Below are 25141 nucleotides of genomic sequence, written 5' to 3' on the forward strand. Positions count from 1 at the left end.
GGTTTGCGGGATTGGAAATCAGCAACCGGGCGCGGTTTGCCGCCAGGCCTGGGAGCGGCGCAGCAAGCCGCGCGAGGCCCAGGCCAGGAGCAGGGAAACGCCCGCCGAGGTGAACAGAATCAGGGTCGACATGGCCGCTGCGCCGCCGACGTTGCCGGCGTCGTCCATGTTCAGCACCGCCACCGCCGCGAGGATGGTGTCGGGGCTGTAGAGGAAAATCGCCGCCGACACCGTGGTCATCGCCGAGACGAACAGGTAGCGCACGATGTCCAGCAGCGCCGGCAGGCAGATCGGCACGGTGACGCGCAGGTAATGGCGGTACAGCGGCGCCTTGAGCGACAGCGCAGCGGCTTCGAACTCGGCGTCGAGCTGGCGCAATGCGGTGGTGGCGGTCATTTGTGCGGTGGTCAGATAGTGCGCAATGGTGCACACCACCAGCAGGGTCATGGTCCCGTAGAACACATGCAGCGGGTTGCCGGTGAGGTTGAAGAAGAACACGTAGCCCAGGCCCAGCACCAAACCCGGCACCGCCATCGGCACGAAACTGAGCATCCGTAGCGCCAGGTTCAGGCCACGCTGGCCACGGGTTTTCTCCATCAGATAGGCACCGGTAAAAATCAACCCGCTGCCGATCAACGCCGTGCACAAGGCCATCTTTACGCTGTTGCCGTAAGCCAGCCAGCCGCCACCGGCAGTGTCGCCGAACTGATAGTGGTTGAGCGACAGCGACAGGTTGTACGGCCAGAACTTCACCAGCGACGAGTACACCGCCATGCCGAACACCAGCAGCAGCGCGGCGCAGATCAGCAACACGATGCTCAGGTAGCAACCATCACGCAGCCGCGACGGCGCCGGTTGAAAGACTTGCGCCCGCCCGCTCATGGCGTCGCCGTGACGACGGCGCAACCACGCGTCGACGCCGAAGCTAAACAGTGCCGGCAGCAGCAACACCATGCCGATCAACGCACCGCGACCGAATTGCTGCTGGCCGACCACGGCTTTGTAGGCTTCCAATGCCAGCACCTGATAATCGCCACCGACCACCACCGGCACACCGAAATCGGTGATGGTCAGGGTGAACACCAGGCAGAACGCGGCGAACACCGCTTGCCGGGTCGCCGGCCAGGTGATGCTGCGAAACGCCTTGACCGGACTGGCGCCCATGCTCGACGCGGCGTCGAACAAACGCGCATCCGCCAAGGACAACGCCGAGAGCAGAATCATCAAGGCGTGGGGAAAGGTGTAAATCACTTCGCCGAGGACAATGCCCCAGAAGCCGTAAATGTTGTCCGGCAGCAGCCCGCGCAACAGGCCCTGATTGCCGAACAGGTACACGAGCGCAATACCGGGCAGCATCGACGGTGCCATCAATGGCAACAGCGACATGCCGCGCCAGATCGCCTTGCCGGGAATCAGTGTGCGTTGCAGCGCGTAGGCAAACAGGTAGGCCAGCGGTACGACAACGGCCGCCACGCTGAGGGAGACTTTCAGGCTGTTGCCCAGCAACCAGTGGAAGTTGGCGCTGGTCAGCAGTTCGCGGGCAGCAACCAGACCACCGCCCTGCCCGGCGTCGTTGCTGAAGCCGCGCCAGAAGATCGCCAACAACGGCATCAACACCGCGACGCTGAGCAGGCACAGCAGCAAGACCTTGCCACCCACCACGAACAGCCGGTCACCGATTTCAGCCCGGGAAGCCTGTCGAACCGGCTTGTGCGGTATCGGCAGGGCGATCGGCGTGCTCATCAGGCAAATACCTGCAAGCTGCGCGGCGGCAAGGCAACCATGATGTCCTGCGCGCCGAGGCGTGGCATGGCTTCAGGCGCCAGTTCGGCGAGCAGCGCATGGCCCGGCAGTTGGTTCAACTCGAAACTCATCCGGCAGCGATTGCCGAGAAAGGTGATCTCGCGGACCTTGGCTGGGAACAGGTTTTCTTCATGCGCTGGCGGGTTGACGTTGATCGCTTCCGGGCGACAGAACAGCCGGCCCGACGCAGCTTTGCCGGAGTTGTCGGCCAGCCGCACATTCATCCCGCCGACTTGCGCGTGGCTGTCACTGCTGCGCTGGAACGGCAGCCAGTTGCCCTGCCCGACGAACTCGGCAACAAACGGCGTGGCCGGACGATTGTAGATTTCCTGCGGCGTGGCGTACTGCTCGACCTTGCCGTTGTTCATCACGGCGATGCGGTCGGCCATCAGCATGGCCTCGTCCTGATTGTGGGTGACCATCAAGGTGGTGATGCCGAGGTTGCGCTGCAATTGACGCAACTCGGTGCACAGGTGCTCGCGAACCCGGGCGTCGAGGGCCGACATCGGTTCGTCCAGCAGCAACAGCGACGGTGCTGGCGCCAGGGCCCGGGCCAGCGCCACGCGCTGTTGCTGACCACCGGACAATTGGCCGGGGTACTTCTTTTCACTGCCGATCAGGCCCACCAGTTCGAGCATTTGCGCGACACGCTTGCGCACTTCCTCGCGGCCGCTGCCGGCCAGGCCGTAGGCAATGTTGGCTTCGACGGTGAGGTTGGGGAACAGCGCGTAGGACTGAAACAGGATGCCGTAGTCCCGAGCCTGCGGTGCCAGTAGGGAAACGTTCCGATCACCCAGGTACAACTCGCCGCGATCCTGGCGTTCGAGGCCGGCGATGCAACGCAGCAAGGTGGTCTTACCGCAACCGGAAGGCCCGAGCAGGCACACCAGTTCACCCGCGGCGACATCCAGCGAAACGTTATCCAGCGCAGTGAACGCGCCGAAGCGTTTCTCGATACCGCGCACCTTCATCGGCGCGCCGGGGAAGACCTGGGCAGTTGCGTTCGGGTGGTTCATGGTCGGACCTCATCAAGCAGATGAAGGCCATCCTAGGTGGGTAATGCGTCCGTCCTGTGGCAGCGAGGCAAAAACGGCCGATAGTGGTATTCGGGGATTTGGGTTGTTCGAGACTTCAGGATCTACCGACGGGAACATTGTGGCGAGGGAGCTTGCTCCCGCTGGACCGCGCAGCGGTCCCAAAATCAGAGCAGAGCACTGTCAGGTAAAACGCATTCTCCGGGTTTACGACTGCTGCGCAGCCGAGCGGGAGCAAGCTCCCTCGCCACAGGGTGGGAACGATCATTACGCCGGGGCCATTTCCTGCGCCAGGCCGAGAAACGCCGCCGGCAGGCGTGCGCCTTTGCGCTCTTTGAGGCAGTACAGGTATTCGGGGATCTGCGGCGCGTTTTCGATCGTCAGCACCCGCAGTTGCGGATCATGGGGCACTTCCTGGCGGGCGATGATGCTGATGCCGATGTTGCGCAGCACCGCTTCACGAATCGACTCCCGGCTGCCGATCTCCAGCAACGGGCCGAAACTCACTCCAGCGGTTGCCAGCAACGCTTCTGTCAGACGCCGGGTGGTCGAGCCGCTTTCACGCATCAACAAGGTGTGTCCGACCAAGGCGCTCAGCGGCACATGATCATGCACCGCCAGTGGATGGTTGCGATGCACCGCCAACACCAGCGGATCGCTGCCCAATACGCGACGGATCAACCGCGAATCTTCGAGCAATTGCGATGACGCAGCGATGTCGACCCGGTATTCCTCAAGGGACTCGAGCACCTGTTGGGAGTTGCCGATTTCCACCGAGACTTCCACTTGCGGCAGGCGCTCGCGGAAGGTCTTCACCAGATCGAGAATGTAATACGGCGCAGTGGCGGCGATGCGCAACGCGCCCTGGACCTGGCCGCTGTTGCGCAGGAAAAACTCGATGTCGGCTTCCTGCTGCAACAGCGCTTTGACCATCGGCAGCAGCCGCGCGCCATCCTCGCTGACCGTCAGCCGACGACCGCCGCGATAGAACAATTCAACCGAGTACTGGCTTTCCAGATGACGAATCTGAGTGGTCACCGTGGGTTGGCTCAGGCCGAGCTTTTTCGCCGCGAGCGTAATGCTGCCCAATCGCGCGACCATGTAAAAAGCCTTCAGCTCGGCACTCAGCACTTAACCCTCGTCTTGATTATTTGCGCAACAGGCGCAGACCGTTGAACACCACCAGCAGGGCCACGCCCATGTCGGCAAATACCGCCATCCACATGGTGGCGAGACCGACGAAGGTTACCCCAAGAAAGATCGCCTTGATGATCAATGCCAGGGCGATATTTTGCGTGAGGATATTCGAGGTCTGTCGTGACAGCCGGATAAATGCCGGAATCTTGCGCAGATCATCGTCCATCAGGGCAACATCGGCGGTTTCAATCGCGGTATCGGTGCCGGCTGCAGCCATGGCAAAGCCGATCTGCGCACGGGCCAGCGCCGGTGCATCGTTGATGCCGTCGCCGACCATCCCGACCCGATGCCCCTTAGCGTACAAGCCTTCGATAGCCTTGAGCTTGTCGGTCGGCAGCAGGTCACCTCGCGCCTCATCAATACCCACCTGGGCGGCAATTGCCCGAGCGGTGTGCGGGTTGTCGCCGGTCAGCATCAAGGTCTTGATGCCCAGTTCATGCAACTGCCGGATCGCTTCGCGGCTGGAGGCCTTGACCGTATCGGCCACCGCGAACAACGCCAACGGACCCGAGGTGTCGAGCAACAACACCACGGTCTTGCCCTGCTCTTCGAGGGCAAACAGTTTCTCTTCCAGCGCTGGCGAGCACAGGCCCAGCTCTTCGACCAAGCGGTGATTGCCCAAGTGGTAAACCTGACCATCAATCTCACCGCGCACGCCACGGCCGGTCAGCGCCTCAAAGTTATCCACAGCGAGCAACGTCAGCTGTTTATCCACAGCCGCGTTGGCGATGGCCAGCGATACCGGGTGATCGGAACGTCCGGCGAGGCTGGCGGCCAAAATCTGCGCGGTGTCTTCGACTGTCGGGTCCAGGGACAGATAATCGGTCTGCACCGGTTTGCCATGGGTGATCGTGCCGGTCTTGTCCAGCGCCAGGTAATCCAGTTCGTGACCACCCTCCAGGTACACGCCGCCCTTGATCAGGATGCCTTTACGGGCCGCCGCTGCCAAACCGCTGACGATGGTCACCGGAGTGGAAATCACCAGTGCGCAAGGGCACGCAACCACCAGCAGCACCAGCGCGCGGTAGACCCAGTCGAACCAGGCCGCGCCCATGAACAGCGGCGGGATGAGTGCCACGGCCAAGGCGAAGACGAACACCACCGGCGTGTAAATTTTCGAGAAGCGGTCGACGAACCGCTGGGTCGGCGCCCGTGCGCCCTGGGCGGCTTCTACGGCATGAATGATCCGCGCCAAAGTCGAGTTATTGGCCGCAGCGGTCACTTTGAACTCCAGCGAACCGGACTGGTTGATGGTCCCGGCGAAGACTTTGTCACCGACGGTTTTCTCGACAGGCAGGCTCTCACCAGTGATCGGCGCCTGATCGATGGTCGAGCTGCCAGACACTACTTCGCCATCCAGGCCAATCCGCTCGCCGGGGCGAACCCGCACCCGCGCACCGAGATCGATACTTTTAGCTTCACGCTCGACCCAGCTGCCATCTTCTTGCTGCACGGTGACCTTTTCCGGGGTCATCTGCATCAGCCCGCTGATTGCATTGCGCGCGCGGTCCAGGGATTTGGCTTCGATCAGCTCGGCCACGGTGAACAGGAACATCACCATCGCCGCTTCCGGCCACTGGCCGATCAACACTGCACCGGTCACCGCGATGCTCATCAGCGCGTTGATGTTCAGGTTGAGGTTCTTCAGGGCAATCCAGCCCTTCTTGTAGGTGCCCAAACCGCCGCTGAGGATCGAGATCAGCGCAACAATCGCTACCACCCAGGTCGGCGCGGCGCTGGTGAAGTGAATCACTTCGGCCGCCAAGGCACCGACACCTGATACTGCCAACGGCCACCAGGGCTTTTTCACTGGCGCCGGACTGGCTTGAGCATCCGCACCCTGCTCAATGGGTTCGGCCAACATGCCAATCGACTTGATGGCGTCGATGATCGGTGCAGTCGTCGGCAGGTCATGGGTGACGCCGAGTACGCGGTTAATCAGGTTGAATTCCAGTTGCTGCACACCCGCAAGCTTGCCGAGTTTGTTCTGGATCAGCGTCTGTTCGGTCGGGCAGTCCATGGCGTCGATGCGAAAACGGCTCAGGCGCGCGCCGTCGGTCGGCGTTTCACTGAGTTTGATCAATGAAGGCGCCGCCGCACTGGAACAGCAAGAACCGCCACCACTTGCGTGATCGTGTTTCTGAACTGGCTGAAGCTTTTGCCCGTGGCTGTGATCGTGATCGTGATCGTGATCGTGATCGTGATCGTGATCAGCGTGGGGTTTGTGGGTGTGCTGGGAATCGCTCATAAGGTCGCGTCCGAAAAGGTGCCTGTTGCCAAGTGAACACCCTGTAGCCACTATAGGGTCAAGCAGCCAATCGGAGATGATTGAAATGAAGATCGGTGAACTGGCGAAACTGACCGACTGCCAAGTCGAAACCATCCGTTATTACGAGCGCGAAGGCCTGTTACCGGAACCAGCCCGCAGTGAAGGCAATTACCGTTTGTACACTCAGGCCCACACCGAGCGCCTGACCTTCATCCGCAACTGCCGCACCCTCGACATGACCCTCGAAGAAATCCGCAGCCTGCTCAGCCTGCGCGACAGCCCGCAGGATCAATGCGAAAGCGTCAACGCGCTGATCGATGAGCACATCCACCACGTCAAGGCGCGGATCGACGGCTTGCTGGCTTTGCAGACACAGCTGCTGGAACTGCGCCAGAGCTGCAGCGAACGGCCGGATATCGAGCAGTGCGGGATTTTGCAGCAGCTGGAAGTCAGCGGTGGCGTGACGGCAAGCGAAGCCGAGCATTCCCATGTCGGCCGAAGCCACGGGCATTAAGCCGCCCGGCGTAGCAGCAGCAAAAGCATGGCTAACGCGGCCAGCACCGCACCGGTGAGGAACGTACTTTGCGCCCCGACGGTTTGCCACAGCCAGCCGGCGAGAACACTGGCAATCAACAGGCAAACACCGCTGAGCAAATTGAAAATGCCGAAGGCCGTGCCCTTCAGTTCGTCGGGGGCCGTATCAGCCACCAGTGTGGCGAGGATGCCTTGGCTGAATCCCATGTGCAGTCCCCACAGGGCTACGCCCAGCATCATTGTCAGGGGCGAATGGCTTTGTGCGAGCACCAGGTCCGCCAGCACCAACAGCGCCATACCGAGGCAAAGCAGTTTAGTGCGACTGATGCGGTCGGACAGCCAACCGGCCGGGTACGCGGACAGCGCATAGAACACCGACATAACCACCATCACCAGCGGCACCCAGGTGGCAGACAAACCGGTCTGCTGCGCCCGCAACACCAGAAACGCTTCGCTGAAACGCGCCAGTGTAAACACCCCGCCCACGACAACCACCCACCAATATCCGGACGAAAAGTCGTGAAGGACTCGCCAATGAATGGGCGATCGAAAGGTGTGCTTGCCAACAGCGTGCTCAGGCTCTTTTACACCGGCGACAATCAGCGCCACTGCGATGACCGCCGGGATCACCGCGAACCAGAGCACCAGCTGGATATCGGCGAGCCAGAGCATCAGCACGATGGCCAGCGCAGGGCCGACAAAGGCGCCGACAGTGTCCATCGACTGGCGTAAACCGAAACAGGCACCGCGAATTTCCAGCGGAGCGACATCCGCCACCAAGGCATCGCGCGGCGAGCCGCGAATGCCTTTGCCGATACGATCAAGAAAGCGCGCGGTGAACACCACATCCACCGAGTGAGCCAGCGGGAATAACGGTTTGGTCAACGCGGCCAAACCGTATCCGAGTAACAGCAAGCCTTTGCGTCGACCGATAAAGTCGCTGATCGCACCCGAGAAGACTTTGACGACCATCGCCGTCGCCTCGGCAATGCCCTCGATCACCCCGACGGTCAGTGCGCTCGCGCCCAAGGTCGTGACCAGAAACACCGGCAGCAGGCTGTGCACCAGTTCGGACGAAACATCCATGAACAGGCTGACAAAGCCCAAGGCCCAAATGGTTCGCGGGATACGCAGAGACTCCGATCTGACCTGATTCACGTGTTCATCCTGTCGTGCTCCAAGGCCCTATCGAAGGCGATGACCGGACCCCATCAGTGCATAGTGCGCCGAGCGAGTGCCGGAAAAATTCGTTGGTACAGACGCTCAACTACGTCGAGCAGACGCTCGCCCTGCTGTCTCCAGTCCAGCACCTGTTTCACCAGCCAGGCGCTGATCAGCGAAACCAGGAACGAGCCGGCGATATCGAATGGAAAGTGCACGCCCAGGTAGACACGCGCCCAGCCAACCAACGCCCCCAGCAACAATACCAGCAGGCCCAGATTGCGCAACGAGGCCAGTATCAACCCAAAGGCTAGCGCAAACATCACCGTGGCGTGGTCGCTGGGAAAAGATGATTCAGCGGCATGCTCCAGGAAATTTTGCCCCAACCCCAGCATGAAGGGACGTGGGTGAAACCAAAGGCTGCTGATCAGCAGATTGCAGCCCAGCGCGAAGACGATACTCAGCGTCGCAGTGAGCGCTACCGCCCGCTGCCGACGTGTTCCTCGCAACCACAGCCCAGCCAGCAAAAGCGGCACACAGTAGATTAGCCACTGCGCCAGGAACATCGCCAAAGACCGCATTGGCGCGGAGGCATCCGCGCTGGCGTTGATCGCCAGGAACAGGCTGCGATTGAGTTCTTCCACAAAGAGACGCCATTCAGATCATCAGAAAACCCCACACTGCGATCACACGCTGAGCGGTCCCCATCTTACTAATTGCAATCGCCCGGACAGTCGGAGTACCCCACCATCCGGGCTTCAGGCGTTTGACACCTGTTGTGCCACAAGTTCTGCTGCCACACGGCATGTCAGCAACTTGGTAAAACCCACCGTCAATTCGAGCGTTCGACAGTGTCGGACTGGGCTTTCTGACTGCTCGCTACAGCCTGCGCATGTTCAGATTGCTGATAGTGAACCATCGCCACATCACGTGCGGCGTCCATTCGGGCCTGAACCTTGTCGCCGCCGCCTTCAGCCATCGCAGCCACAGAAGCGCACATCAGGGAAACGACCAAAAAAGCTTTCAGGGATTTCATCGGGAACTCTCCAGTAGTTGGGTTCTGCCAGACCGTGTATTGGCCTGACTGGAGCTCATCCTATAGGGCGCTGTTTATCGGCCCTTTCCCCGGGAGATGAATTTTCTGACATGTAGGTTTTTAGATTTGCCGCGCTGGCGATTGATCGTTCCCACGCGTGGGAACGATCAGGGCTGGAGGTATTCAGACCGCCATTGGCGCGGTCATTGGGGCGTGGTGCTCATAACCTTCCAGCGAAAAGTCGCTCGGCTCGATCTGTTCCAGCCACTCCGGCTGATACACGCCGGTCTTGGCGAACTCCGGCACACGGTCGGAAATCACCAGTTTGGGCATCGGGAACGGCTCGCGCTTGAGCTGTTCGTTGAGCATGTCCAGGTGGTTTTCGTAGACGTGGGCGTCACCAATGAAATAGGTGAACCAGCGCGGCGTGTAACCGGTCAGACGACCAATCAGGCTCAGCAGCGCGGCACCTTCGGTGAGGTTGAACGGCGTGCCCAGGCCCAGGTCGTTGGAGCGGATGTAGAGCGTCAGGGAGATCTCTTTGGTCTCGACGTTCGGGTGGAACTGATACAGCAGATGGCACGGCGGCAGGGCCATTTCATCGAGCTGGGCGCAGTTCCAGCCGTGGAACAGGATACGCCGGCTGCCCGGATCCTTGATGATGGTGTCGACGCACTGGCGAATCTGGTCGATTGCCTTGTACAGCACCACATAGGCCTGGCCGTCTTCTTCACCTTCAGCGATCTGCCGATAACCCTGGCTCAGCGTCTGCTCGATAGCCGCCTGATTGCTGACCGGGATCTGCTTGTACGCCGGCCATTTGCGCCATTGCACGCCGTAGATCTCGCCCAGGTCGTCTTCGCCCTGACGGAACGGGTTGGCCAGCCACTGGGCGTTTTCATTGGCATTCTGGTCCCAGACCTTGCAACCCAATGCCCGGAACTCAGCCGCGTTGTTCACGCCCCGCAGGAAACCGACCATCTCGCCGATGGCCGATTTGAACGCCATCTTGCGGGTAGTGATCGCCGGGAAACCTTCTTTCAGGTCATAACGCAGCATCGCGCCGGGAAAGCTGATGGTGTTCACGCCGGTACGGTTGGCTTGCTTGGTGCCGTTCTTGATGACGTGGGCGACCAGATCGAGATATTGCTTCATGAGTTACCTGTGTCCTTGAACCCGGGACCAAAGCCCCGGGATTCGAATGTAGAGCGCGACGGCTTAAGCAGTCGGGGCAACCGGAGCCGCCGGAGCACGGTGATAAGCCAGCCAGATCAGGAACAGACCGGCAAGGATCATCGGTACGCACAGAACCTGGCCCATGGTCAGCCAGTTCCAGGCCAGATAGCCCAGTTGCGCGTCCGGCACGCGGACGAATTCGACGATGAAACGGAAAATACCGTAGAACAGCGTGAACATCCCGGACACGGCCATGGTCGGCCGCGGCTTGCGCGAGAACAACCAGAGGATCAGGAACAGCGCCACACCTTCCAGCGCGAACTGATACAGCTGCGACGGATGACGCGGCAGCTGTGCCGGGTCGCTGAACGGCGGGAAGATCATGGCCCACGGCAGGTCAGTCGGCTTGCCCCACAACTCGGCGTTGATGAAGTTACCGATACGCCCGGCCCCCAGGCCGATCGGCACCATCGGTGCGACGAAGTCCATCAGCTGGAAGAACGACTTGCCATTCTTCCTGCCGAACCACAGGGCCGCCAGCATCACGCCGATGAACCCGCCATGGAACGACATGCCGCCCTTCCACACTTCAAAAATCAGCGTCGGGTTGGCCAGGTAGGCATTCAGATCGTAAAACAGCACATAACCCAACCGGCCGCCGACAATCACACCCATCGACATCCAGAAGATCATGTCGGAGAGCTTCTCCTTGGTCCAGGTCGGGTCGAAGCGGTTCAGCCGACGCGATGCCAGCATCCAGGCGCCGCCGATGCCGATCAGGTACATCAGGCCGTACCAGTGGATTTTCAGCGGGCCGATGGCCAGGGCCACCGGGTCAATCTGCGGGTAAGGCAGCATTGCGACTCCTCGTTAGAGTTGAAACGTAAAATTCCTGGCGCGACCGTGCCACGCCTGGATTAAGCCAGGATTGCGTCGCTGTTCCCGGCAAAAGAGCTCAAAGCAAAAAGCTCAAACCCACGCAAAACAGCAACGCGGCAAACAGTCTTTTCAGCAACCGCGGTGACAGCTTGTGGGCCAGTCGCGCACCAATGCGGGCAAAGACCATGCTGGTCAGGGCAATGCCCAACAGCGCCGGTAAATAAATGAACCCGAGACTATGAGCCGGCAGGCGTGGATCGTGCCAGCCCAAAATCATGAAACTTAATGCACTGACGAGCGCAATCGGCAGACCGCAGGCCGAAGAGGTGGCCACGGCTTGCTGCATCGGCACGCTGCGCCAGGTCAGAAACGGCACTGTCAGCGAGCCTCCGCCGACCCCGAAAATCGCCGAAGCCCAGCCGATCACACTGCCGGCCAGGGTCAGGCCGAATTTACCAGGCACCGTTCGGCTGGCCTTGGGCTTGACCTCCAGCGCCAGCTGCAAGGCAATGACCAACGCGAACACGCCGATGATCTTCTGCAAATGCGGTCCCGAGATGGCTTCGGCCGTCAGCGCGCCAAAACCCGCGCCGATCAGAATCCCGACAGTCATCCAGACAAAAATCGGCCAGCGCACCGCGCCTTTCAGATGATGTTCGCGCACTGCATTGACCGACGTGAAGATGATCGTCGCCAACGACGTGCCGACGGCCAGGTGAGTCAGCACCGACACATCAAAACCCTGCAAGGTGAAACTGAACACCAGTACCGGGACGATGATGATCCCGCCGCCCACCCCAAACAGCCCGGCCAGCACACCGGCACAGGCACCCAGCAGCAGATAGAGCGGAAATTCCATGACTGCCCCCCCAAATAAGTGCGGCATGGTAACGGATGCATGGCCTCAAGCTCCACTGGATGGCGATGGATACCCGCCAGTTCTATGCGTAAAGTGGGCAAAAAGCCAAGAGGGATAACCCCATGTGCTTGATCGTCTTCGCCTGGCGGCCGGGTCACGCAACGCCGCTAATCGTTGCGGCCAACCGCGACGAGTTTTATGCACGCCCCAGCCTGCCGCTGGCGCAATGGCCCGAAACGCCGCAGGTGTACGCCGGACGTGACCTGGAAGCGGGTGGCACCTGGCTGGGCATTGGCGCCGACGGGCGCTTTGCCGCACTGACCAACATCCGCGACCCGCACCAGCCGCCGGCGCGCAAATCACGAGGCGAGCTTGTGGCACGGTTTCTCACCGGCGACTTGCCGATTGATCAGTATTTGGCCGACGCTGTCGACAGATCACCGGAATATGCCGGGTTTAATCTGCTGATCGGCAATCGTCATGAGCTGTGGCATTACAACGCGCGCACCCCTGGGCCAGGCAAACTGCAATCAGGCATCTATGGATTGTCGAATGCCGGGCTTGATACGCCGTGGCCGAAAGTGCTCAAGGCCAAGGCGGCGTTGAGTGAAGTCCTGGCAGACCCGCAGCCGCAGGCTTTATTGGCGCTTTTAGGCGATCCGCAAACGGCGCCGTTCGGCGACTTGCCGGATACCGGGGTTGGTCTTGCGACCGAGAGTTTATTGTCGAGCGTGTTTATTGCCAGCCCCATGTATGGCACGCGAGCGAGTACCGCGTTGATAGTGCGGGCGGACGGGACGCGGCATATGGTTGAACGAAGTTTCGGTCCGTACGGCGGGCATCTTGGGGAAGTGGAGATCAGGATTTAGCCCTGGCGCGATACTCTGTGGCGAGGGAGCTTGCTCCCGCTCGGCTGCGAAGCAGCCGTTAAACAGTCATCGCGCACAGACTGATAGAACACGCTGGCCGATTCAGGAGCACTTCGCACTCCAGCGGGAGCAAGCTCCCTTGCCACAAAAGCCCACTGCCACAGAGTCAGAGAGGCTTGATCGCCGCCGGATTGATCATCCGCGCCAACCCGAGGTTCTTCAGCGCCAGTTGCAGCGAGCTGTGGATAACCTGCGGGTTGTCGATGGTCATCAGTTCGGCGAGCAGATCCCTGGCCCAGCTCAGGTTGATCTGGCGCAGCATCCACTTCACTTTCGGCAAGTTGGTGGCGTTCATCGACAAGCTGTCGAAACCCATCGCCATCAACAGCACCGCCGCCGCCGGATCACCGGCCATCTCGCCGCAGATACTCACGGGTTTGCCTTCGGCATGCGCGTCGCGCACCACGTTTTGCAGCGCTTGCAGCACCGCCGGGTGCAGGTAGTCATAAAGGTCGGCCACCCGCGGGTTGTTACGGTCGACGGCCAGCAGGTATTGGGTCAGGTCGTTGGAGCCGACCGACAGGAAGTCCACTTGCCGCGCCAGTTCCCTGGTCTGGTACACCGCTGCCGGAACCTCGATCATCACGCCAACCGGCGGCATCGGCACGTCGCAGCCTTCATCGCGAACTTCACCCCAGGCCCGGTGAATAAGGTGCTGTGCTTCTTCCACTTCATGCGTGCCAGAGATCATCGGCAGCAAAATGCGCAGGTTGTTCAGGCCTTCGCTGGCCTTGAGCATGGCGCGGGTCTGTACCAGGAAGATTTCCGGGTGGTCGAGGGTCACGCGAATCCCGCGCCAGCCGAGGAACGGGTTGTCTTCCTTGATCGGGAAGTACGACAGTGACTTGTCGCCGCCGATGTCCAGGCTGCGCATGGTCACCGGTTGCGGGTGGAAGGCCGCGAGTTGCTCGCGATAAATCGCCAGCTGCTCCTTTTCGCTCGGGAAGCGCTGATTGATCATGAACGGCACTTCGGTGCGGTACAGACCCACGCCTTCGGCACCGCGCTTCTGCGCCCGCGCCACATCCGCCAGCAGGCCGGTGTTGACCCACAGCGGCATGCGGTGGCCGTCGATCGTCACGCACGGCAAGTCGCGCAGTGCATCCAGCCCCAGGGCCAGTTGCTTCTCTTCCTCGACCACGTCGGCGAACTGCTTGCGCAGCACGTCGCTCGGGTTGGTGTAGACCTCGCCGTGGTAGCCGTCGACGATCATCTGGATGCCGTCGACCTTGGAATACGGCAGGTCGACCAGACCCATCACCGTCGGGATACCCATGGCTCGCGCCAGGATCGCCACGTGGGAGTTGCCGGAACCGAGTACCGACACCAAACCCACCAGTTTGCCTTCCGGCACCTCGCCGAGCATCGCCGGCGTCAGTTCTTCGCTGATCAGAATGGTGTTGTCGGGATAGACCAGCGTCTGCTGACGCTCTTCCTGCAGGTAAGCCAGCAGGCGCCGGCCAAGGTCCTTGACGTCCGAGGCGCGCTCACGCAGGTAGGCGTCGTCCATCAATTCGAAACGGTTGACGTGATCGGTGACCACCTGGCGCAGTGCACCCTGGGCCCATTGGCCGGTCTTGATCACGGTGGTCACTTCGCTGCCCAGCGAAGCGTCGTCGAGCATCATCAGGTAGACGTCGAACAGCGCCCGCTCTTCCGGCCGCAATTGCGTGGCGAGCTTGGCGGACAGCGCGCGCATGTCGGCGCGCACGCCTTCGATGGCGGTCTTGAACAGCCCCAGCTCCGCTTCGATGTCAGCGATGGTCTTGTCAGGCACCACGTCCAGATCGGCCGGAGGCAGCATGACCACCGCAGTACCGACCGCCGCACCGGGCGAGCCGGGTACGCCGACAAACTTTGCTTCCTGAATGCCCTTGCCTTGACGCCCCAGGCCACGGATCGAACCGGTGGCCTCGGCGTGGGCGATAACGCCCGCAAGCTGGGCGCTCATGGTCACCAGGAAGGCTTCTTCACCTTCATCGAACTGGCGACGTTCTTTTTGCTGGATGACCAACACGCCGACAACGCGGCGGTGGTGAATGATCGGGGCTCCGAGGAACGAGGCATAACGCTCTTCACCGGTTTCGGCGAAGTAGCGATAACGCGGGTGATCCGCGGCGTTTTCGAGGTTGAGGGGTTCTTCACGCGTGCCGACCAGGCCAACCAGACCTTCGTTGGGCGCCATGCTGACCTTGCCGATCGAGCGCTTGTTCAAGCCCTCGGTGGCCATCAGCACGAAGCGGTTGGTTTCGGGGTCGAGCAGGTAGACCGAGCAGACCTGGCTGCCCATGGCCTCTTTGACGCGCAACACAATAATCCCCAACGCCGCCTTGAGATCCTTGGCGGAGTTAACTTCCTGGACGATCTTGCGCAGCGTATTGAGCATGGCTCGGGGTCGAACTCCGTCGTCAGTCGCGCGCTAAAAGGCGCGGGGCAAGCTCTTTGAGAGCGCGGCGATAAACCTCGCGCTTGAATGTCACCACCTGGCCCAACGGATACCAATAACTGACCCAGCGCCAGCCATCGAACTCCGGTTTACCGGTCAAATCCATCCGCACCCGCTGCTCGTTAGAGATCAGGCGCAGGAGAAACCACTTCTGTTTCTGGCCGATGCACAGCGGTTGGCTGTGCGTTCTGACCAGGCGTTGCGGCAAACGATAGCGCAACCAGCCCCGGGTGCAGGCGAGAATTTCAACATCTTCGCGCTCCAGCCCCACTTCTTCGTTCAACTCGCGGTACAAGGCGTCTTCGGGCGTCTCCTGAGGGTTGATACCACCTTGAGGAAACTGCCAGGCATCTTGATTGATACGGCGAGCCCATAGCACCTGGCCGGCATCATTCGTGAGAATGATCCCGACATTGGGGCGGAAACCATCGGGGTCGATCACGGCAACAACCTCGCAAACGCATGTCGTCGCATTGTTCCACAAAGGTTGTGAAGGCGGCAACGAAGCTTCCTACGTTATGTGCACTCTTGTGAAAAGACCGTATTCTGGAGGCCTTTTTACAGACTTTTCAGCGAGTAACTGCAAATGCGTCTGGCTTTATTCGACTTGGACAACACACTTTTGGGCGGCGACAGCGATCACGCGTGGGGCGATTACCTGTGCGAACGCGGTTTGCTCGATGCCGTCGCCTACAAAACGCGCAACGATGAGTTCTACCAGGACTACCTGGCCGGCAAGCTGGACCAGGCCGAGTACCTGAACTTTTGCCTGGAAATCCTCGGTCGGACCGAGATGACCCTGCTGGACGAATGGCACCGCGACTACATGCGCGACTGCATCGAACCGCTCGTGTTGCCCAAAGGCCTCGAGTTGCTGGCCAGGCACCGGGCGGCCGGTGACAAACTGGTGATCATCACCGCCACCAACCGCTTCGTCACGGGGCCGATTGCCCAGCGTCTGGGCGTCGAAACCCTGATTGCCACCGAATGCGAAATGGTCGACGGCCGCTACACCGGACGCAGCACCGACGTACCGTGCTACCGTGAAGGCAAGGTGACGCGCCTGAATCGTTGGCTGGAAGAGACCGGCATGTCGCTCGAAGACAGCTATTTCTATAGCGATTCGATGAATGACCTGGCGTTGCTGGAGGAAGTGGCAAACCCGGTGGCCGTGGACCCGGACCCGAACTTGCGCGCCGAGGCACAGAAACGCGGCTGGCCGATCATGTCGTTGCGCGACTAAGTACGCCCTCGCGGGCAAGCCTTGCTCCTACAGGTCTGCGCCGATTCCAATAATGGGAACGATACAAAACCGTAGGAGCAAGGCTTGCCCGCGATGGGGCCAACTCGGTTCAAGCCTTAAACCGGCTTCGCGCCCATCAACCCGGCAATCGCGATAAAGCAAACGAAGCTGAACAACGCCAAGGCAAACGTAAACTTGCCGTTTCCACCCGCTGCAGTGCGCAGCTTGTTAAGCCGCACCAGCAGCCAGAACATCGCCAGCGCACCGACGGTGTAGATCACGCTGGACGCCAGAATCCACATCTGCCCCAGCGGCCAGCCCACCAGGTGCACCATCCACCATCCGGTGAACGGCATGCTCAGCAACGCCAGGCCCATCACCAGCCAGACAAACACCCACGGCCGCTGCAACGTGCGCGCGTGCGCCGTCACATCGCCGTTACGCCGCGTGCGCCAGACCCAGATCGCCAGGCCCAGTGCACCGATCAGCAACAACACCGTTGCCAGGACGTGCGCAACTTTCAGGGCGGTTAACGTTTCCATTGTTCGATTTCCTTATGGACTGGCCATCAGCGTAGACGCTCAGCCGAGGAACAGCTGATACGCCGGGTTGTCGCTCTCATCCCAATACGGATAACCGATTTCTGCCAGCGCCGCCGGCACCAGATGACGCTCTTCATGCGGCACTTGCAGACCTGCAACCACCCGACCATCGGCCGCGCCGTGGTTGCGGTAGTGGAACATCGAGATGTTCCAGCGCCCGCCGAGCTTGTTGAGGAAGTTGAACAACGCTCCCGGACGCTCCGGGAACTCGAAGCGCAGCACCACCTCATCGACGACCTGCGCCGCGCGTCCACCGACCATGTGGCGAATGTGCAACTTGGCCAGTTCGTTGTCGGTCAGGTCGAGCACCGGGAAGCCCTGCTCGGTCAAACTGGCGAGCAGCGCACTGCGTGGATCGTTTTCCGGGTGCGTCTGCACACCAACAAAGATGTGCGCTTCGCTGCCGGTGTTGTAGCGGTAGTTGAATTCGGTGATCTGGCGTTTGCCAATGGCTTCGCAGAACGCCTTGAAGCTGCCCGGTTTCTCCGGGATCGTCACGGCGATGATCGCTTCACGCCCCTCACCCAGCTCGGCGCGCTCGGCGACGTGGCGCAGGCGGTCGAAGTTGACGTTGGCGCCGGAGTCGATGGCCACCAGGGTCTGCCCGGTCACGCCATACAGCTCGACATACTTCTTGATCCCCGCTACACCCAAGGCGCCGGCAGGCTCGGTGATCGAGCGGGTATCGTCGTAGATATCCTTGATTGCCGCACAGATCTCGTCAGTGCTGACGGTGATCACTTCATCGACGTAATCCTTGCAGATGTCGAAGGTGTGCTGGCCAATCTGCGCCACTGCCACACCATCGGCAAAGAGCCCGACGGTCGGCAGTACCACGCGCTCACCGGCCGCCATGGCCGCTTGCAGGCAGTTGGAGTCGTCCGGCTCGACGCCGATGATCTTGATCTCGGGCCGCAGGTACTTCACGTACGCGGCGATCCCGGCGATCAGGCCGCCACCGCCCACCGGGACGAAAATCGCATCAATCGGGCCAGGGTGCTGGCGCAGAATCTCCATCGCCACGGTGCCCTGCCCGGCAATCGTGTGCGGATCATCGTAGGGGTGGATGTAGACGTAGCCCTTTTCGTCGACCAGTTTCAGCGAATAGGCCAGGGCTTCCGGGAAGGAATCCCCGTGCAGCACTACTTTGCCGCCGCGCGAACGCACGCCTTCGACTTTGATCTCGGGGGTGGTCTTGGGCATGACAATGGTCGCTTTCACGCCCAACACCTTGGCCGCGAGCGCCAGGCCCTGCGCATGGTTACCCGCCGAGGCGGTGACCACGCCACGGGCGCGCTCTTCATCGCTCAATTGGGTCAGCTTGTTGTAAGCGCCGCGAATCTTGAACGAGAACACCGGCTGCAAGTCTTCGCGCTTGAGCCAAATCTTGTTGCCCAGCCGCTCGGAGAGCTGGCGAGCAGTCTGCAATGGGGTTTCTACGGCAACGTCATAAACGCGCGAGGTGAGGATCTTTTTGACGTACTGTTCGAGCATCGGAAAGCATCACTGAGCGGGTTGGGCAGGACCGAGGAGTCTAACCCGGCTTTTGCTCGTGCGACCACACTAAACAGGTGGTTTTAAAGGCCTGATGCATACCATTGTGGCGAGGGGGCTTGCCCCCGCTCGGCTGCGCAGCAGTCGTAAAACCTGCTTGTGCGGTGTACCTGAAGGAATATGGAGGCATTATTTGGGAGCGCTTCGCGCTCCAACGGGGGCAAGCCCCCTCGCCACAGGTCAGCCGCCAGCCTTCAGGAGTGTTTCCCCCTGCCCCACCGCGGAGCCTATAATGCGGGCCTTTCGTTCCCCTTTGGCACCTCGGAGCCCGCATGACCCAGGATCAACTCAAACAGGCAGTGGCCCAGGCCGCCGTCGACTTCATCCTTCCAAAACTCGACGACAAGAGCATCGTCGGGGTCGGCACCGGCTCCACCGCCAACTGCTTCATCGACGCACTGGCCCTGCACAAGGGCGCGTTCGACGGCGCAGTTGCCAGCTCCGAAGCCACCGCCGCGCGCCTCAAGGGTCACGGGATTCCGGTGTATGAACTCAACACCGTCAGCGACCTGGAGTTCTACGTCGACGGCGCCGATGAAAGCGACGAGCACCTGAACCTGATCAAGGGCGGTGGCGCAGCCCTGACCCGCGAAAAGATCGTTGCAGCCGTAGCCAAGACGTTCATCTGCATCGCCGACGCCAGCAAACTGGTGCCGGTCCTGGGCACTTTCCCACTACCGGTCGAAGTGATCCCGATGGCCCGCAGCCACGTGGCCCGCGAGCTGGTGAAGCTGGGTGGTGATCCGGTTTACCGTGAAGGCGTGCTGACCGACAACGGCAACATCATCCTCGACGTCTACAACATGCAGATCACCAACCCGGTCGAACTCGAAACCCAAATCAATGCGATCGTTGGCGTGGTCACCAACGGCCTGTTCGCCGCCCGTCCGGCAGACGTGCTGCTGCTGGGAACGAGCGAAGGCGTGAAGACCCTGCGCGCCAAGTAAGGCGAACACAAAACCTGTGGGGCGAGCTCTTGTGGCGAGGGGGCTTGCCCCCGCCGGGCCGCGAAGTGGCCCCAAAACCTGCTATCGCATTGCATCATGCACACCGCGTTCGCAGGATTTACGACTGCTCCGCCCGAGCGGGGACCGGACGACGGGGGCAAGCCCCCTCGCCACAATGAAAACGGCGCCTTCCAGAGTTATGGCAGCGAGGGCTTCTTGAAGATGTAAAACAGGTTGGGCTCGCTGACCAGGTACAGCGTGCCGCTGTCGTCCATGGCGATCCCTTCTGCTTGCGGCACTGTCTTTTGCAAACCCTGACGCCCTTTGTTCAGCGACATCGTGCTTAACGGCCGACCGTCGATATCCAGCTCCAGCACCAGATGCGACTCATCCGACAGCGCCAGTAAATGGCCGCTGCGCTTGTCATATTGCAGGCTCGACAGGTCGCGCACGAACAGCCCGGCATCGCGCTTGGGGTTGTTGACCACGTGCACCGCGTAGGATTTCTCCGGGTTGTAATGCGGAAAGCCCTGCACTTCGTAGATCAGCATCGGGTCGCGTTCCTTGGCGACGAACAACCGCTTGCCCACCGAATCATAGGCCAGGCCTTCAAAGCCCTTATTGCTGTTCATGTGCACGCCAAGGGGCATCTGCTCGGAATCTGCCGCGTCGAGAAACTCCGTTTCATCCGTCAGGTGAATCTTGATCAGGCGCTGCTGATATTCATCGGCAATCACATAGGTATCAGCACTGATGAACTCCACCGCTTCCGGGTCGCCAAACCCGATCAGCGTCACGCGACGCAGGATTCGCCCGTCGAGGGACAGCTCGATCAGCTCGGGCTTTTTATTGGTCACGGTGAACAAGCTGTGGCGCACCGGATCAAACGTCAGCGCCGAAGCGTCAGCACTCAGCCCGTCAATGACCTTCGCCTCGACAACCACCTGGTAATCGTTGAGTGCCATGGACTGGCCGTCGGCCGGGTGCAACCAGGCTTGCAGGTTGAACCAGCCGCGCTCGAACAAACGATAATGCTGCCCGGCCGCGCCCAACGCCACGACTGCAGCGAAGAGCACGATCAGGACTCGGCTTTGCAGTTTAGCGAACACTGCTCTTGAAGCTGCCGGCGCCCGGCAATTCCAGCACCAGTTCATCGCCAACGCTCAACGGACCGACGCCAGCCGGAGTGCCGGTCATGATCACGTCACCGGCTTGCAGCGAGAAGCAGCCTGCCATGTGCTGGATCATTGGCACGATCGGGTTGAGCATCAAGCTGCTGTTGCCGTCCTGGCGAACTTCACCGTTGATGGTCAAGCGGATACCGATGTCGGTCAGGTCCGGGAAGGTGCTGCTGACCACGAACGGTGCCAGCACGCAGGCGCCGTCGAACGACTTGGAGATTTCCCATGGCAGGCCTTTGGATTTCAGCTCGGCCTGCTTGTCGCGCAAGGTCAGGTCCAGCCCCGGCGCAAACCCGGAGATCGCGTCCAGCACTTCTTCGCGGCTTGGCTTGGTCGACAACGGTTTGCCGATCAACACGGCGATTTCCGCTTCGTAGTGGACCGAGCCACGCTCGGTCGGAATCGCAAAACCACCTTCCAGCGGCACCACGCAACTGCCCGGCTTGATGAACAACAGTGGCTCGGTCGGCACCGGATTATCCAGTTCCTTGGCGTGTTCGGCGTAGTTACGCCCGATGCACACCACTTTCCCGACCGGGAAATGAATACGTGTACCGTCGACATACTGGTGCTGATAGCTCATTACCGACTCCTGCCTTATGGATTCATCAGGGACAGCGGCTTCAAACAGCGAAGATTTTGCCCGGATTCATGATGCCGTTCGGGTCGAACACCGCCTTGACCGCTTTCATGTACTCGATCTCAACCGGCGAACGGCTGTAGGTCAAGTAATCACGCTTGGTCATGCCCACGCCGTGCTCGGCCGAGATCGAGCCGTTGTATTTCTCGACGGTTTCGAACACCCACTTGTTGACGGTTGCGCACTTGGCGAAGAACTCGTCCTTGCTGAGGTTTTCTGGCTTGAGGATGTTCAAGTGCAGGTTGCCGTCGCCGATGTGGCCGAACCAGACGATTTCGAAATCCGGGTAGTGTTCACCGACGATCGCGTCGATTTCCTTCAGGAATGCCGGCACTTTCGACACAGTGACCGAAATGTCGTTCTTGTACGGCGTCCAGTGGGAAATGGTCTCGGAGATGTATTCGCGCAGCTTCCAGAGGTTTTGCAGTTGCGATTCGCTCTGGCTCATCACGCCATCCAGCACCCAGCCTTCTTCAACGCAGTGCTCAAAGGTTTCCAGCGCATGATTGGCCACCTCTTCGGTGGTCGCTTCGAATTCCAGCAGCGCGTAGAACGGGCAATCGGATTCGAACGGCGCCGGCACGTCGCCGCGCGCGAGGACTTTGGCCAGGGCCTTGTCGGAGAAGAATTCGAACGCAGTGAGGTCGAGCTTGCTCTGGAACGCGTGCAGCACCGGCATGATCGAGTCGAAATCGGCGGTGCCGAGGACCATCGCGGTGAGGTTTTTCGGGGCACGATCCAGACGCATGGTCGCTTCGACCACGAAACCCAAAGTACCTTCGGCGCCGATGAACAGCTGACGCATGTCGTAGCCGGTGGCGTTCTTGATCAGGTCACGGTTCAGTTCCAGCAGGTCGCCCTTGCCGGTCACGACTTTCATGCCGGCAACCCAGTTACGGGTCATACCGTAGCGAATAACCTTGATCCCGCCGGCATTGGTGCCGATATTGCCGCCAATCTGGCTGGAACCTGCAGAAGCAAAGTCCACCGGATAGTACAAACCATGCTCTTCGGCGCGGTTTTGCAGTTGTTCAGTGACGACACCTGGCTGGCAAGTCGCAGTGCGGTCGGTCAGGTTCACGTCGAGGATCTGGTTCATATAGTCGAACGAAACCACCACTTCGCCATTGGCTGCCACGGCAGCAGCGGACAGCCCGGTGCGTCCGCCAGACGGTACCAACGCAATCTTGTGCTCATTCGCCCAACGGACGATGGCCTGGACCTGCTCGGTGGTCTTGGGGAATACGATGGCCGTCGGGGCCGGGGCGAAATGCTTGGTCCAATCCTTACCGTAAGCATTCAGGGAGTCGGCATCGGTCAGCACCTTGCCAGGCTCAACCAGGGTCTTCAGCTCTTCAATCAGGGCGGGATTGGTCATCGACAGAACTCTCGAACAATTCATGGTCATCCTGAGCACGCTTCACGTCGCAGGAATGAGTGTTTGCGGGGTGCATATGCTAGCATACCGCCCCCGCAGGATAGTGCCCAAAGGCTGTTCTGCGGCGACGGCGTTCCTGCCGTCCGGGTCAGCTCACGCTGTCCGATTCCCTGCCATTTTTCTCCGGGACACAGGTTTACGCAGATGAGCAAGACTTCTCTCGATAAGAGCAAGATCAAGTTCCTTCTTCTCGAAGGCGTCCACCAATCGGCTGTCGACGTCCTCAAGGCGGCGGGCTACACCAGCATCGAGTACCTGACAGGTTCTCTGCCGGAAGCCCAGCTGAAGGAAAAGATCGCTGATGCGCACTTCATCGGCATTCGCTCCCGCACTCAACTGACCGAAGAAATCTTCGATCACGCGAAGAAACTGGTAGCTGTTGGCTGTTTCTGCATCGGCACCAACCAGGTCGACCTCAACGCTGCTCGCGAACGCGGCATCGCTGTCTTCAACGCACCGTACTCCAACACCCGTTCGGTGGCCGAGCTGGTGCTGGCTGAAGCGATCCTGTTGCTGCGCGGCATCCCTGAGAAGAACGCTTCCTGCCACCGTGGCGGCTGGATCAAAAGCGCGGCCAACTCCTTCGAAATCCGTGGCAAAAAGCTGGGTATCGTCGGTTACGGCTCGATCGGTACTCAACTGTCGGTCCTGGCTGAAGGCCTGGGCATGCAGGTGTACTTCTATGACACCATCACCAAGCTGCCACTGGGTAACGCCACTCAGGTTGGCAACCTGCACGAGCTGCTGGCGATGTCCGACATCGTGACCCTGCACGTTCCGGAAACGGCTGCTACCCAGTGGATGATCGGCGAGAAGGAAATCCGCGCCATCAAGAAAGGCGGCATCCTGATCAACGCCGCTCGCGGCACCGTGGTCGAGCTGGACGCCCTGGCGGACGCGATCAAGGACAAGCACCTGATCGGCGCGGCCATCGACGTCTTCCCGGTGGAGCCACGCTCCAACGACGAAGAGTTCGAAAGCCCGCTGCGTGGCCTGGACAACGTGATCCTGACCCCGCACATCGGCGGCTCCACCGCTGAAGCGCAAGCCAACATCGGCCTGGAAGTCGCTGAGAAACTGGTCAAGTACAGCGACAACGGTACGTCGGTGTCCTCGGTCAACTTCCCGGAAGTGGCCCTGCCGGCTCACCCTGGCAAGCACCGTCTGCTGCACATTCACCAGAACATTCCGGGTGTACTCAGCGAGATCAACAAGGTCTTCGCCGAAAACGGTATCAACATTTCCGGTCAGTTCCTGCAGACCAACGAGAAAGTCGGCTACGTCGTGATCGACGTCGACGCCGAATACTCGGACCTGGCGCAAGAGAAGCTGCAACACATCAACGGCACCATCCGTTGCCGCGTGTTGTTCTAACGTTCAAGCGTGTCTAGTCCTGAAATAGGTTTACACCTGTTTCAGCCTCAAAACGCCCGATGCACCGCATCGGGCGTTTTGTATTTCAGCGACAGATGAGGCCGCTCGTTGTTATAGATCTGCACCGACTCGTCCACCATCCGGATGGCCTCTGCAAAATTTTTGGGGCGATGCAGCAATAACTCGTTTTTCAAAATCCCGTTCACACGCTCAGCCAACGCGTTTTGGTAGCAGTCGTAGCCATCGGTCATTGAGCAGGTGATGCCGTATTTGGCATGCAGCCGCTGATAAAGCTCGGAGCAGTATTGGACGCCTCTATCCGAGTGATGCACCAAACATTGCTTCGTTGTCCGCTGCTTGAGGGCTTTGTTGAACGCCTGGATCACCGATTCGGTGTGCAAGCTTTCATGGACATGGTGCCCCACGATTTTTCGGGAGTACGCATCGGTGATCAAACTCAGATAAGCCACACCCGTTTGCGTCGGTAAGTAGGTGATGTCCGCAACCCATACTTGTTCTGGCGCCTTGGCAACTACCTGAATCGGCCCATCTTTGAGCAGGTTTGGATGCCGGCGAAAGCGATGATGGCTGTCTGTCGTTTTGTGATAGGCCCGTCTGCGGGGAACCAGCTCGCGCCGATCTCGCAAGATATCGAATAACCGGTCTCGACCGACCTTTACGGACACTTCTGGCTCAGTGCGCATCAGATTGTGAAGTTTTCGGGTGCCAAGGCGCGGTTGCCTAAGTCGTTTTTCCCTTACGAATCCCATCACTTCCTGGGCATGACGGGCCCGGGCATCACACGCCCGGTTGCGCTTGTAATAAGCCTGACGGGAAAT

At 60.4% G+C, this 25141-nt stretch carries 24 protein-coding genes; 6 read left to right on the forward strand and 18 right to left on the reverse strand.

Going from position 1 to position 25141, the window contains the following annotated elements; all coding sequences use genetic code 11:
* Window positions 1-18: 18 nt before the first annotated feature.
* The 4 genes from AC3WK5_RS24275 to AC3WK5_RS24290 all read right to left on the reverse strand — a co-directional run bounded on the left by AC3WK5_RS24275 (window position 19) and on the right by AC3WK5_RS24290 (window position 6117).
* Window positions 19-1743 carry a putative 2-aminoethylphosphonate ABC transporter permease subunit gene (locus AC3WK5_RS24275; RefSeq protein WP_103316839.1) on the reverse strand — a complete coding sequence of 575 codons (1725 nt, stop codon included), beginning with the start codon at window positions 1741-1743 and terminating at the stop codon, window positions 19-21.
* Window positions 1743-2819 (reverse strand): putative 2-aminoethylphosphonate ABC transporter ATP-binding protein, encoded by a 1077-nt coding sequence (locus AC3WK5_RS24280; protein ID WP_103316841.1) that lies wholly within the window; start codon window positions 2817-2819, stop codon window positions 1743-1745. Before AC3WK5_RS24280 ends, AC3WK5_RS24275 begins: the two co-directional genes overlap by 1 nt.
* A gap of 285 nt (window positions 2820-3104) precedes the next feature.
* Window positions 3105-3968, reverse strand: coding sequence for a LysR family transcriptional regulator (locus AC3WK5_RS24285; protein WP_103316843.1), 864 nt, complete (start codon window positions 3966-3968; stop codon window positions 3105-3107).
* A 16-nt stretch (window positions 3969-3984) separates the two neighbouring features.
* Window positions 3985-6117, reverse strand: coding sequence for a heavy metal translocating P-type ATPase (locus AC3WK5_RS24290; protein WP_256585200.1), 2133 nt, complete (start codon window positions 6115-6117; stop codon window positions 3985-3987).
* A 45-nt stretch (window positions 6118-6162) separates the two neighbouring features.
* Between AC3WK5_RS24290 and AC3WK5_RS24295 the strand changes: the two genes are divergently transcribed.
* Both AC3WK5_RS24295 and cadR read left to right on the forward strand, forming a co-directional pair.
* Window positions 6163-6318, forward strand: coding sequence for a hypothetical protein (locus tag AC3WK5_RS24295; protein WP_256585201.1), 156 nt, complete (start codon window positions 6163-6165; stop codon window positions 6316-6318).
* Between the two features lie 49 nt (window positions 6319-6367).
* Complete coding sequence (gene cadR, locus AC3WK5_RS24300; RefSeq protein ID WP_103316847.1) at window positions 6368-6817, forward strand: Cd(II)/Pb(II)-responsive transcriptional regulator; 450 nt, start codon at window positions 6368-6370, stop codon at window positions 6815-6817.
* Here the strand turns inward: cadR and AC3WK5_RS24305 are convergent.
* From AC3WK5_RS24305 to AC3WK5_RS24330, 6 genes are all read right to left on the reverse strand, one after another.
* Entirely contained in the window at window positions 6814-7995 is a 1182-nt protein-coding gene (locus AC3WK5_RS24305) for an MFS transporter (protein WP_103316849.1), read from the reverse strand. The two genes, cadR and AC3WK5_RS24305, sit on opposite strands and share 4 nt — an antisense overlap.
* A gap of 53 nt (window positions 7996-8048) precedes the next feature.
* On the reverse strand, window positions 8049-8642 hold the full coding sequence (locus tag AC3WK5_RS24310) for an undecaprenyl-diphosphatase (RefSeq protein WP_103316851.1): 594 nt from the start codon (window positions 8640-8642) through the stop codon (window positions 8049-8051).
* A 188-nt stretch (window positions 8643-8830) separates the two neighbouring features.
* Window positions 8831-9034: a co-regulatory protein PtrA N-terminal domain-containing protein gene (locus AC3WK5_RS24315; RefSeq protein WP_019694124.1), complete on the reverse strand. Its 204-nt coding sequence runs from the start codon at window positions 9032-9034 to the stop codon at window positions 8831-8833.
* A gap of 183 nt (window positions 9035-9217) precedes the next feature.
* On the reverse strand, window positions 9218-10189 hold the full coding sequence (locus tag AC3WK5_RS24320) for a thymidylate synthase (RefSeq protein WP_054594510.1): 972 nt from the start codon (window positions 10187-10189) through the stop codon (window positions 9218-9220).
* Between the two features lie 63 nt (window positions 10190-10252).
* On the reverse strand, window positions 10253-11068 hold the full coding sequence (gene lgt, locus AC3WK5_RS24325; RefSeq protein WP_103316853.1) for a prolipoprotein diacylglyceryl transferase: 816 nt from the start codon (window positions 11066-11068) through the stop codon (window positions 10253-10255).
* A gap of 97 nt (window positions 11069-11165) precedes the next feature.
* Window positions 11166-11948 carry a sulfite exporter TauE/SafE family protein gene (locus AC3WK5_RS24330; protein WP_054594512.1) on the reverse strand — a complete coding sequence of 261 codons (783 nt, stop codon included), beginning with the start codon at window positions 11946-11948 and terminating at the stop codon, window positions 11166-11168.
* A 122-nt stretch (window positions 11949-12070) separates the two neighbouring features.
* Between AC3WK5_RS24330 and AC3WK5_RS24335 the strand changes: the two genes are divergently transcribed.
* On the forward strand, window positions 12071-12817 hold the full coding sequence (locus AC3WK5_RS24335) for an NRDE family protein (RefSeq protein ID WP_103316855.1): 747 nt from the start codon (window positions 12071-12073) through the stop codon (window positions 12815-12817).
* 166 nt (window positions 12818-12983) lie between these two features.
* Here the strand turns inward: AC3WK5_RS24335 and ptsP are convergent, their stop codons facing one another.
* Both ptsP and AC3WK5_RS24345 read right to left on the reverse strand, forming a co-directional pair.
* Window positions 12984-15263 carry a phosphoenolpyruvate--protein phosphotransferase gene (gene ptsP, locus AC3WK5_RS24340; protein WP_103316857.1) on the reverse strand — a complete coding sequence of 760 codons (2280 nt, stop codon included), beginning with the start codon at window positions 15261-15263 and terminating at the stop codon, window positions 12984-12986.
* A 22-nt stretch (window positions 15264-15285) separates the two neighbouring features.
* Window positions 15286-15765 (reverse strand): RNA pyrophosphohydrolase, encoded by a 480-nt coding sequence (locus AC3WK5_RS24345; RefSeq protein WP_007897732.1) that lies wholly within the window; start codon window positions 15763-15765, stop codon window positions 15286-15288.
* 144 nt (window positions 15766-15909) lie between these two features.
* Between AC3WK5_RS24345 and AC3WK5_RS24350 the strand changes: the two genes are divergently transcribed.
* On the forward strand, window positions 15910-16566 hold the full coding sequence (locus AC3WK5_RS24350; RefSeq protein WP_103316859.1) for a histidinol-phosphatase: 657 nt from the start codon (window positions 15910-15912) through the stop codon (window positions 16564-16566).
* A gap of 116 nt (window positions 16567-16682) precedes the next feature.
* On the opposite strand, the gene AC3WK5_RS24355 is transcribed toward AC3WK5_RS24350, so the two are convergent.
* Complete coding sequence (locus AC3WK5_RS24355) at window positions 16683-17108, reverse strand: DUF2269 family protein (protein WP_103316861.1); 426 nt, start codon at window positions 17106-17108, stop codon at window positions 16683-16685.
* 39 nt (window positions 17109-17147) lie between these two features.
* Window positions 17148-18662, reverse strand: coding sequence for a threonine ammonia-lyase, biosynthetic (ilvA, locus tag AC3WK5_RS24360; protein WP_054594517.1), 1515 nt, complete (start codon window positions 18660-18662; stop codon window positions 17148-17150).
* 332 nt (window positions 18663-18994) lie between these two features.
* On the opposite strand from ilvA, the gene rpiA reads away from it, so the two are divergent.
* On the forward strand, window positions 18995-19669 hold the full coding sequence (rpiA, locus tag AC3WK5_RS24365; protein ID WP_054594518.1) for a ribose-5-phosphate isomerase RpiA: 675 nt from the start codon (window positions 18995-18997) through the stop codon (window positions 19667-19669).
* Window positions 19670-19866: 197 nt separating this feature from the next.
* Here rpiA and AC3WK5_RS24370 read toward each other — a convergent pair whose 3' ends face one another.
* The 3 genes from AC3WK5_RS24370 to AC3WK5_RS24380 are packed head-to-tail and all read right to left on the reverse strand — an operon-like array spanning window position 19867 to window position 22868.
* Window positions 19867-20778, reverse strand: coding sequence for an SdiA-regulated domain-containing protein (locus AC3WK5_RS24370; RefSeq protein ID WP_103316863.1), 912 nt, complete (start codon window positions 20776-20778; stop codon window positions 19867-19869).
* Window positions 20768-21433, reverse strand: coding sequence for a fumarylacetoacetate hydrolase family protein (locus tag AC3WK5_RS24375; RefSeq protein ID WP_103316865.1), 666 nt, complete (start codon window positions 21431-21433; stop codon window positions 20768-20770). Before AC3WK5_RS24375 ends, AC3WK5_RS24370 begins: the two co-directional genes overlap by 11 nt.
* Before the next feature lie 40 nt (window positions 21434-21473).
* The gene (locus AC3WK5_RS24380; protein ID WP_103316866.1) at window positions 21474-22868 is read right to left on the reverse strand and encodes an FAD-binding oxidoreductase; all 1395 of its coding nucleotides are present in this window, start codon (window positions 22866-22868) and stop codon (window positions 21474-21476) included.
* A gap of 204 nt (window positions 22869-23072) precedes the next feature.
* On the opposite strand from AC3WK5_RS24380, the gene serA reads away from it, so the two are divergent.
* Complete coding sequence (serA, locus tag AC3WK5_RS24385; protein ID WP_054594522.1) at window positions 23073-24302, forward strand: phosphoglycerate dehydrogenase; 1230 nt, start codon at window positions 23073-23075, stop codon at window positions 24300-24302.
* A gap of 47 nt (window positions 24303-24349) precedes the next feature.
* Here serA and AC3WK5_RS24390 read toward each other — a convergent pair.
* Window positions 24350-25141, reverse strand: a 792-nt coding sequence (locus tag AC3WK5_RS24390; protein WP_492574155.1) for an IS3 family transposase, incomplete at its 5' end; no start/stop codon positions are given.

The organism is Pseudomonas sp. FW306-02-D09B (genome assembly GCF_058782685.1).

Excerpts from the sequence above, each read along its gene's own strand:
- AC3WK5_RS24320 (WP_054594510.1), bottom strand. The coding sequence starts at position 10,189 with ATGAAGCAATATCTCGATCTGGTCGCCCACGTCATCAAGAACGGCACC.
- AC3WK5_RS24380 (WP_103316866.1), bottom strand. The coding sequence starts at position 22,868 with ATGACCAATCCCGCCCTGATTGAAGAGCTGAAGACCCTGGTTGAGCCT.
- cadR (WP_103316847.1), top strand. The coding sequence starts at position 6,368 with ATGAAGATCGGTGAACTGGCGAAACTGACCGACTGCCAAGTCGAAACC.
- AC3WK5_RS24375 (WP_103316865.1), bottom strand. The coding sequence starts at position 21,433 with ATGAGCTATCAGCACCAGTATGTCGACGGTACACGTATTCATTTCCCG.
- rpiA (WP_054594518.1), top strand. The coding sequence starts at position 18,995 with ATGACCCAGGATCAACTCAAACAGGCAGTGGCCCAGGCCGCCGTCGAC.
- AC3WK5_RS24280 (WP_103316841.1), bottom strand. The coding sequence starts at position 2,819 with ATGAACCACCCGAACGCAACTGCCCAGGTCTTCCCCGGCGCGCCGATG.
- lgt (WP_103316853.1), bottom strand. The coding sequence starts at position 11,068 with ATGCTGCCTTACCCGCAGATTGACCCGGTGGCCCTGGCCATCGGCCCG.
- AC3WK5_RS24350 (WP_103316859.1), top strand. The coding sequence starts at position 15,910 with ATGCGTCTGGCTTTATTCGACTTGGACAACACACTTTTGGGCGGCGAC.
- AC3WK5_RS24355 (WP_103316861.1), bottom strand. The coding sequence starts at position 17,108 with ATGGAAACGTTAACCGCCCTGAAAGTTGCGCACGTCCTGGCAACGGTG.
- ptsP (WP_103316857.1), bottom strand. The coding sequence starts at position 15,263 with ATGCTCAATACGCTGCGCAAGATCGTCCAGGAAGTTAACTCCGCCAAG.
- ilvA (WP_054594517.1), bottom strand. The coding sequence starts at position 18,662 with ATGCTCGAACAGTACGTCAAAAAGATCCTCACCTCGCGCGTTTATGAC.
- AC3WK5_RS24275 (WP_103316839.1), bottom strand. The coding sequence starts at position 1,743 with ATGAGCACGCCGATCGCCCTGCCGATACCGCACAAGCCGGTTCGACAG.
- AC3WK5_RS24315 (WP_019694124.1), bottom strand. The coding sequence starts at position 9,034 with ATGAAATCCCTGAAAGCTTTTTTGGTCGTTTCCCTGATGTGCGCTTCT.
- AC3WK5_RS24330 (WP_054594512.1), bottom strand. The coding sequence starts at position 11,948 with ATGGAATTTCCGCTCTATCTGCTGCTGGGTGCCTGTGCCGGTGTGCTG.
- AC3WK5_RS24335 (WP_103316855.1), top strand. The coding sequence starts at position 12,071 with ATGTGCTTGATCGTCTTCGCCTGGCGGCCGGGTCACGCAACGCCGCTA.
- serA (WP_054594522.1), top strand. The coding sequence starts at position 23,073 with ATGAGCAAGACTTCTCTCGATAAGAGCAAGATCAAGTTCCTTCTTCTC.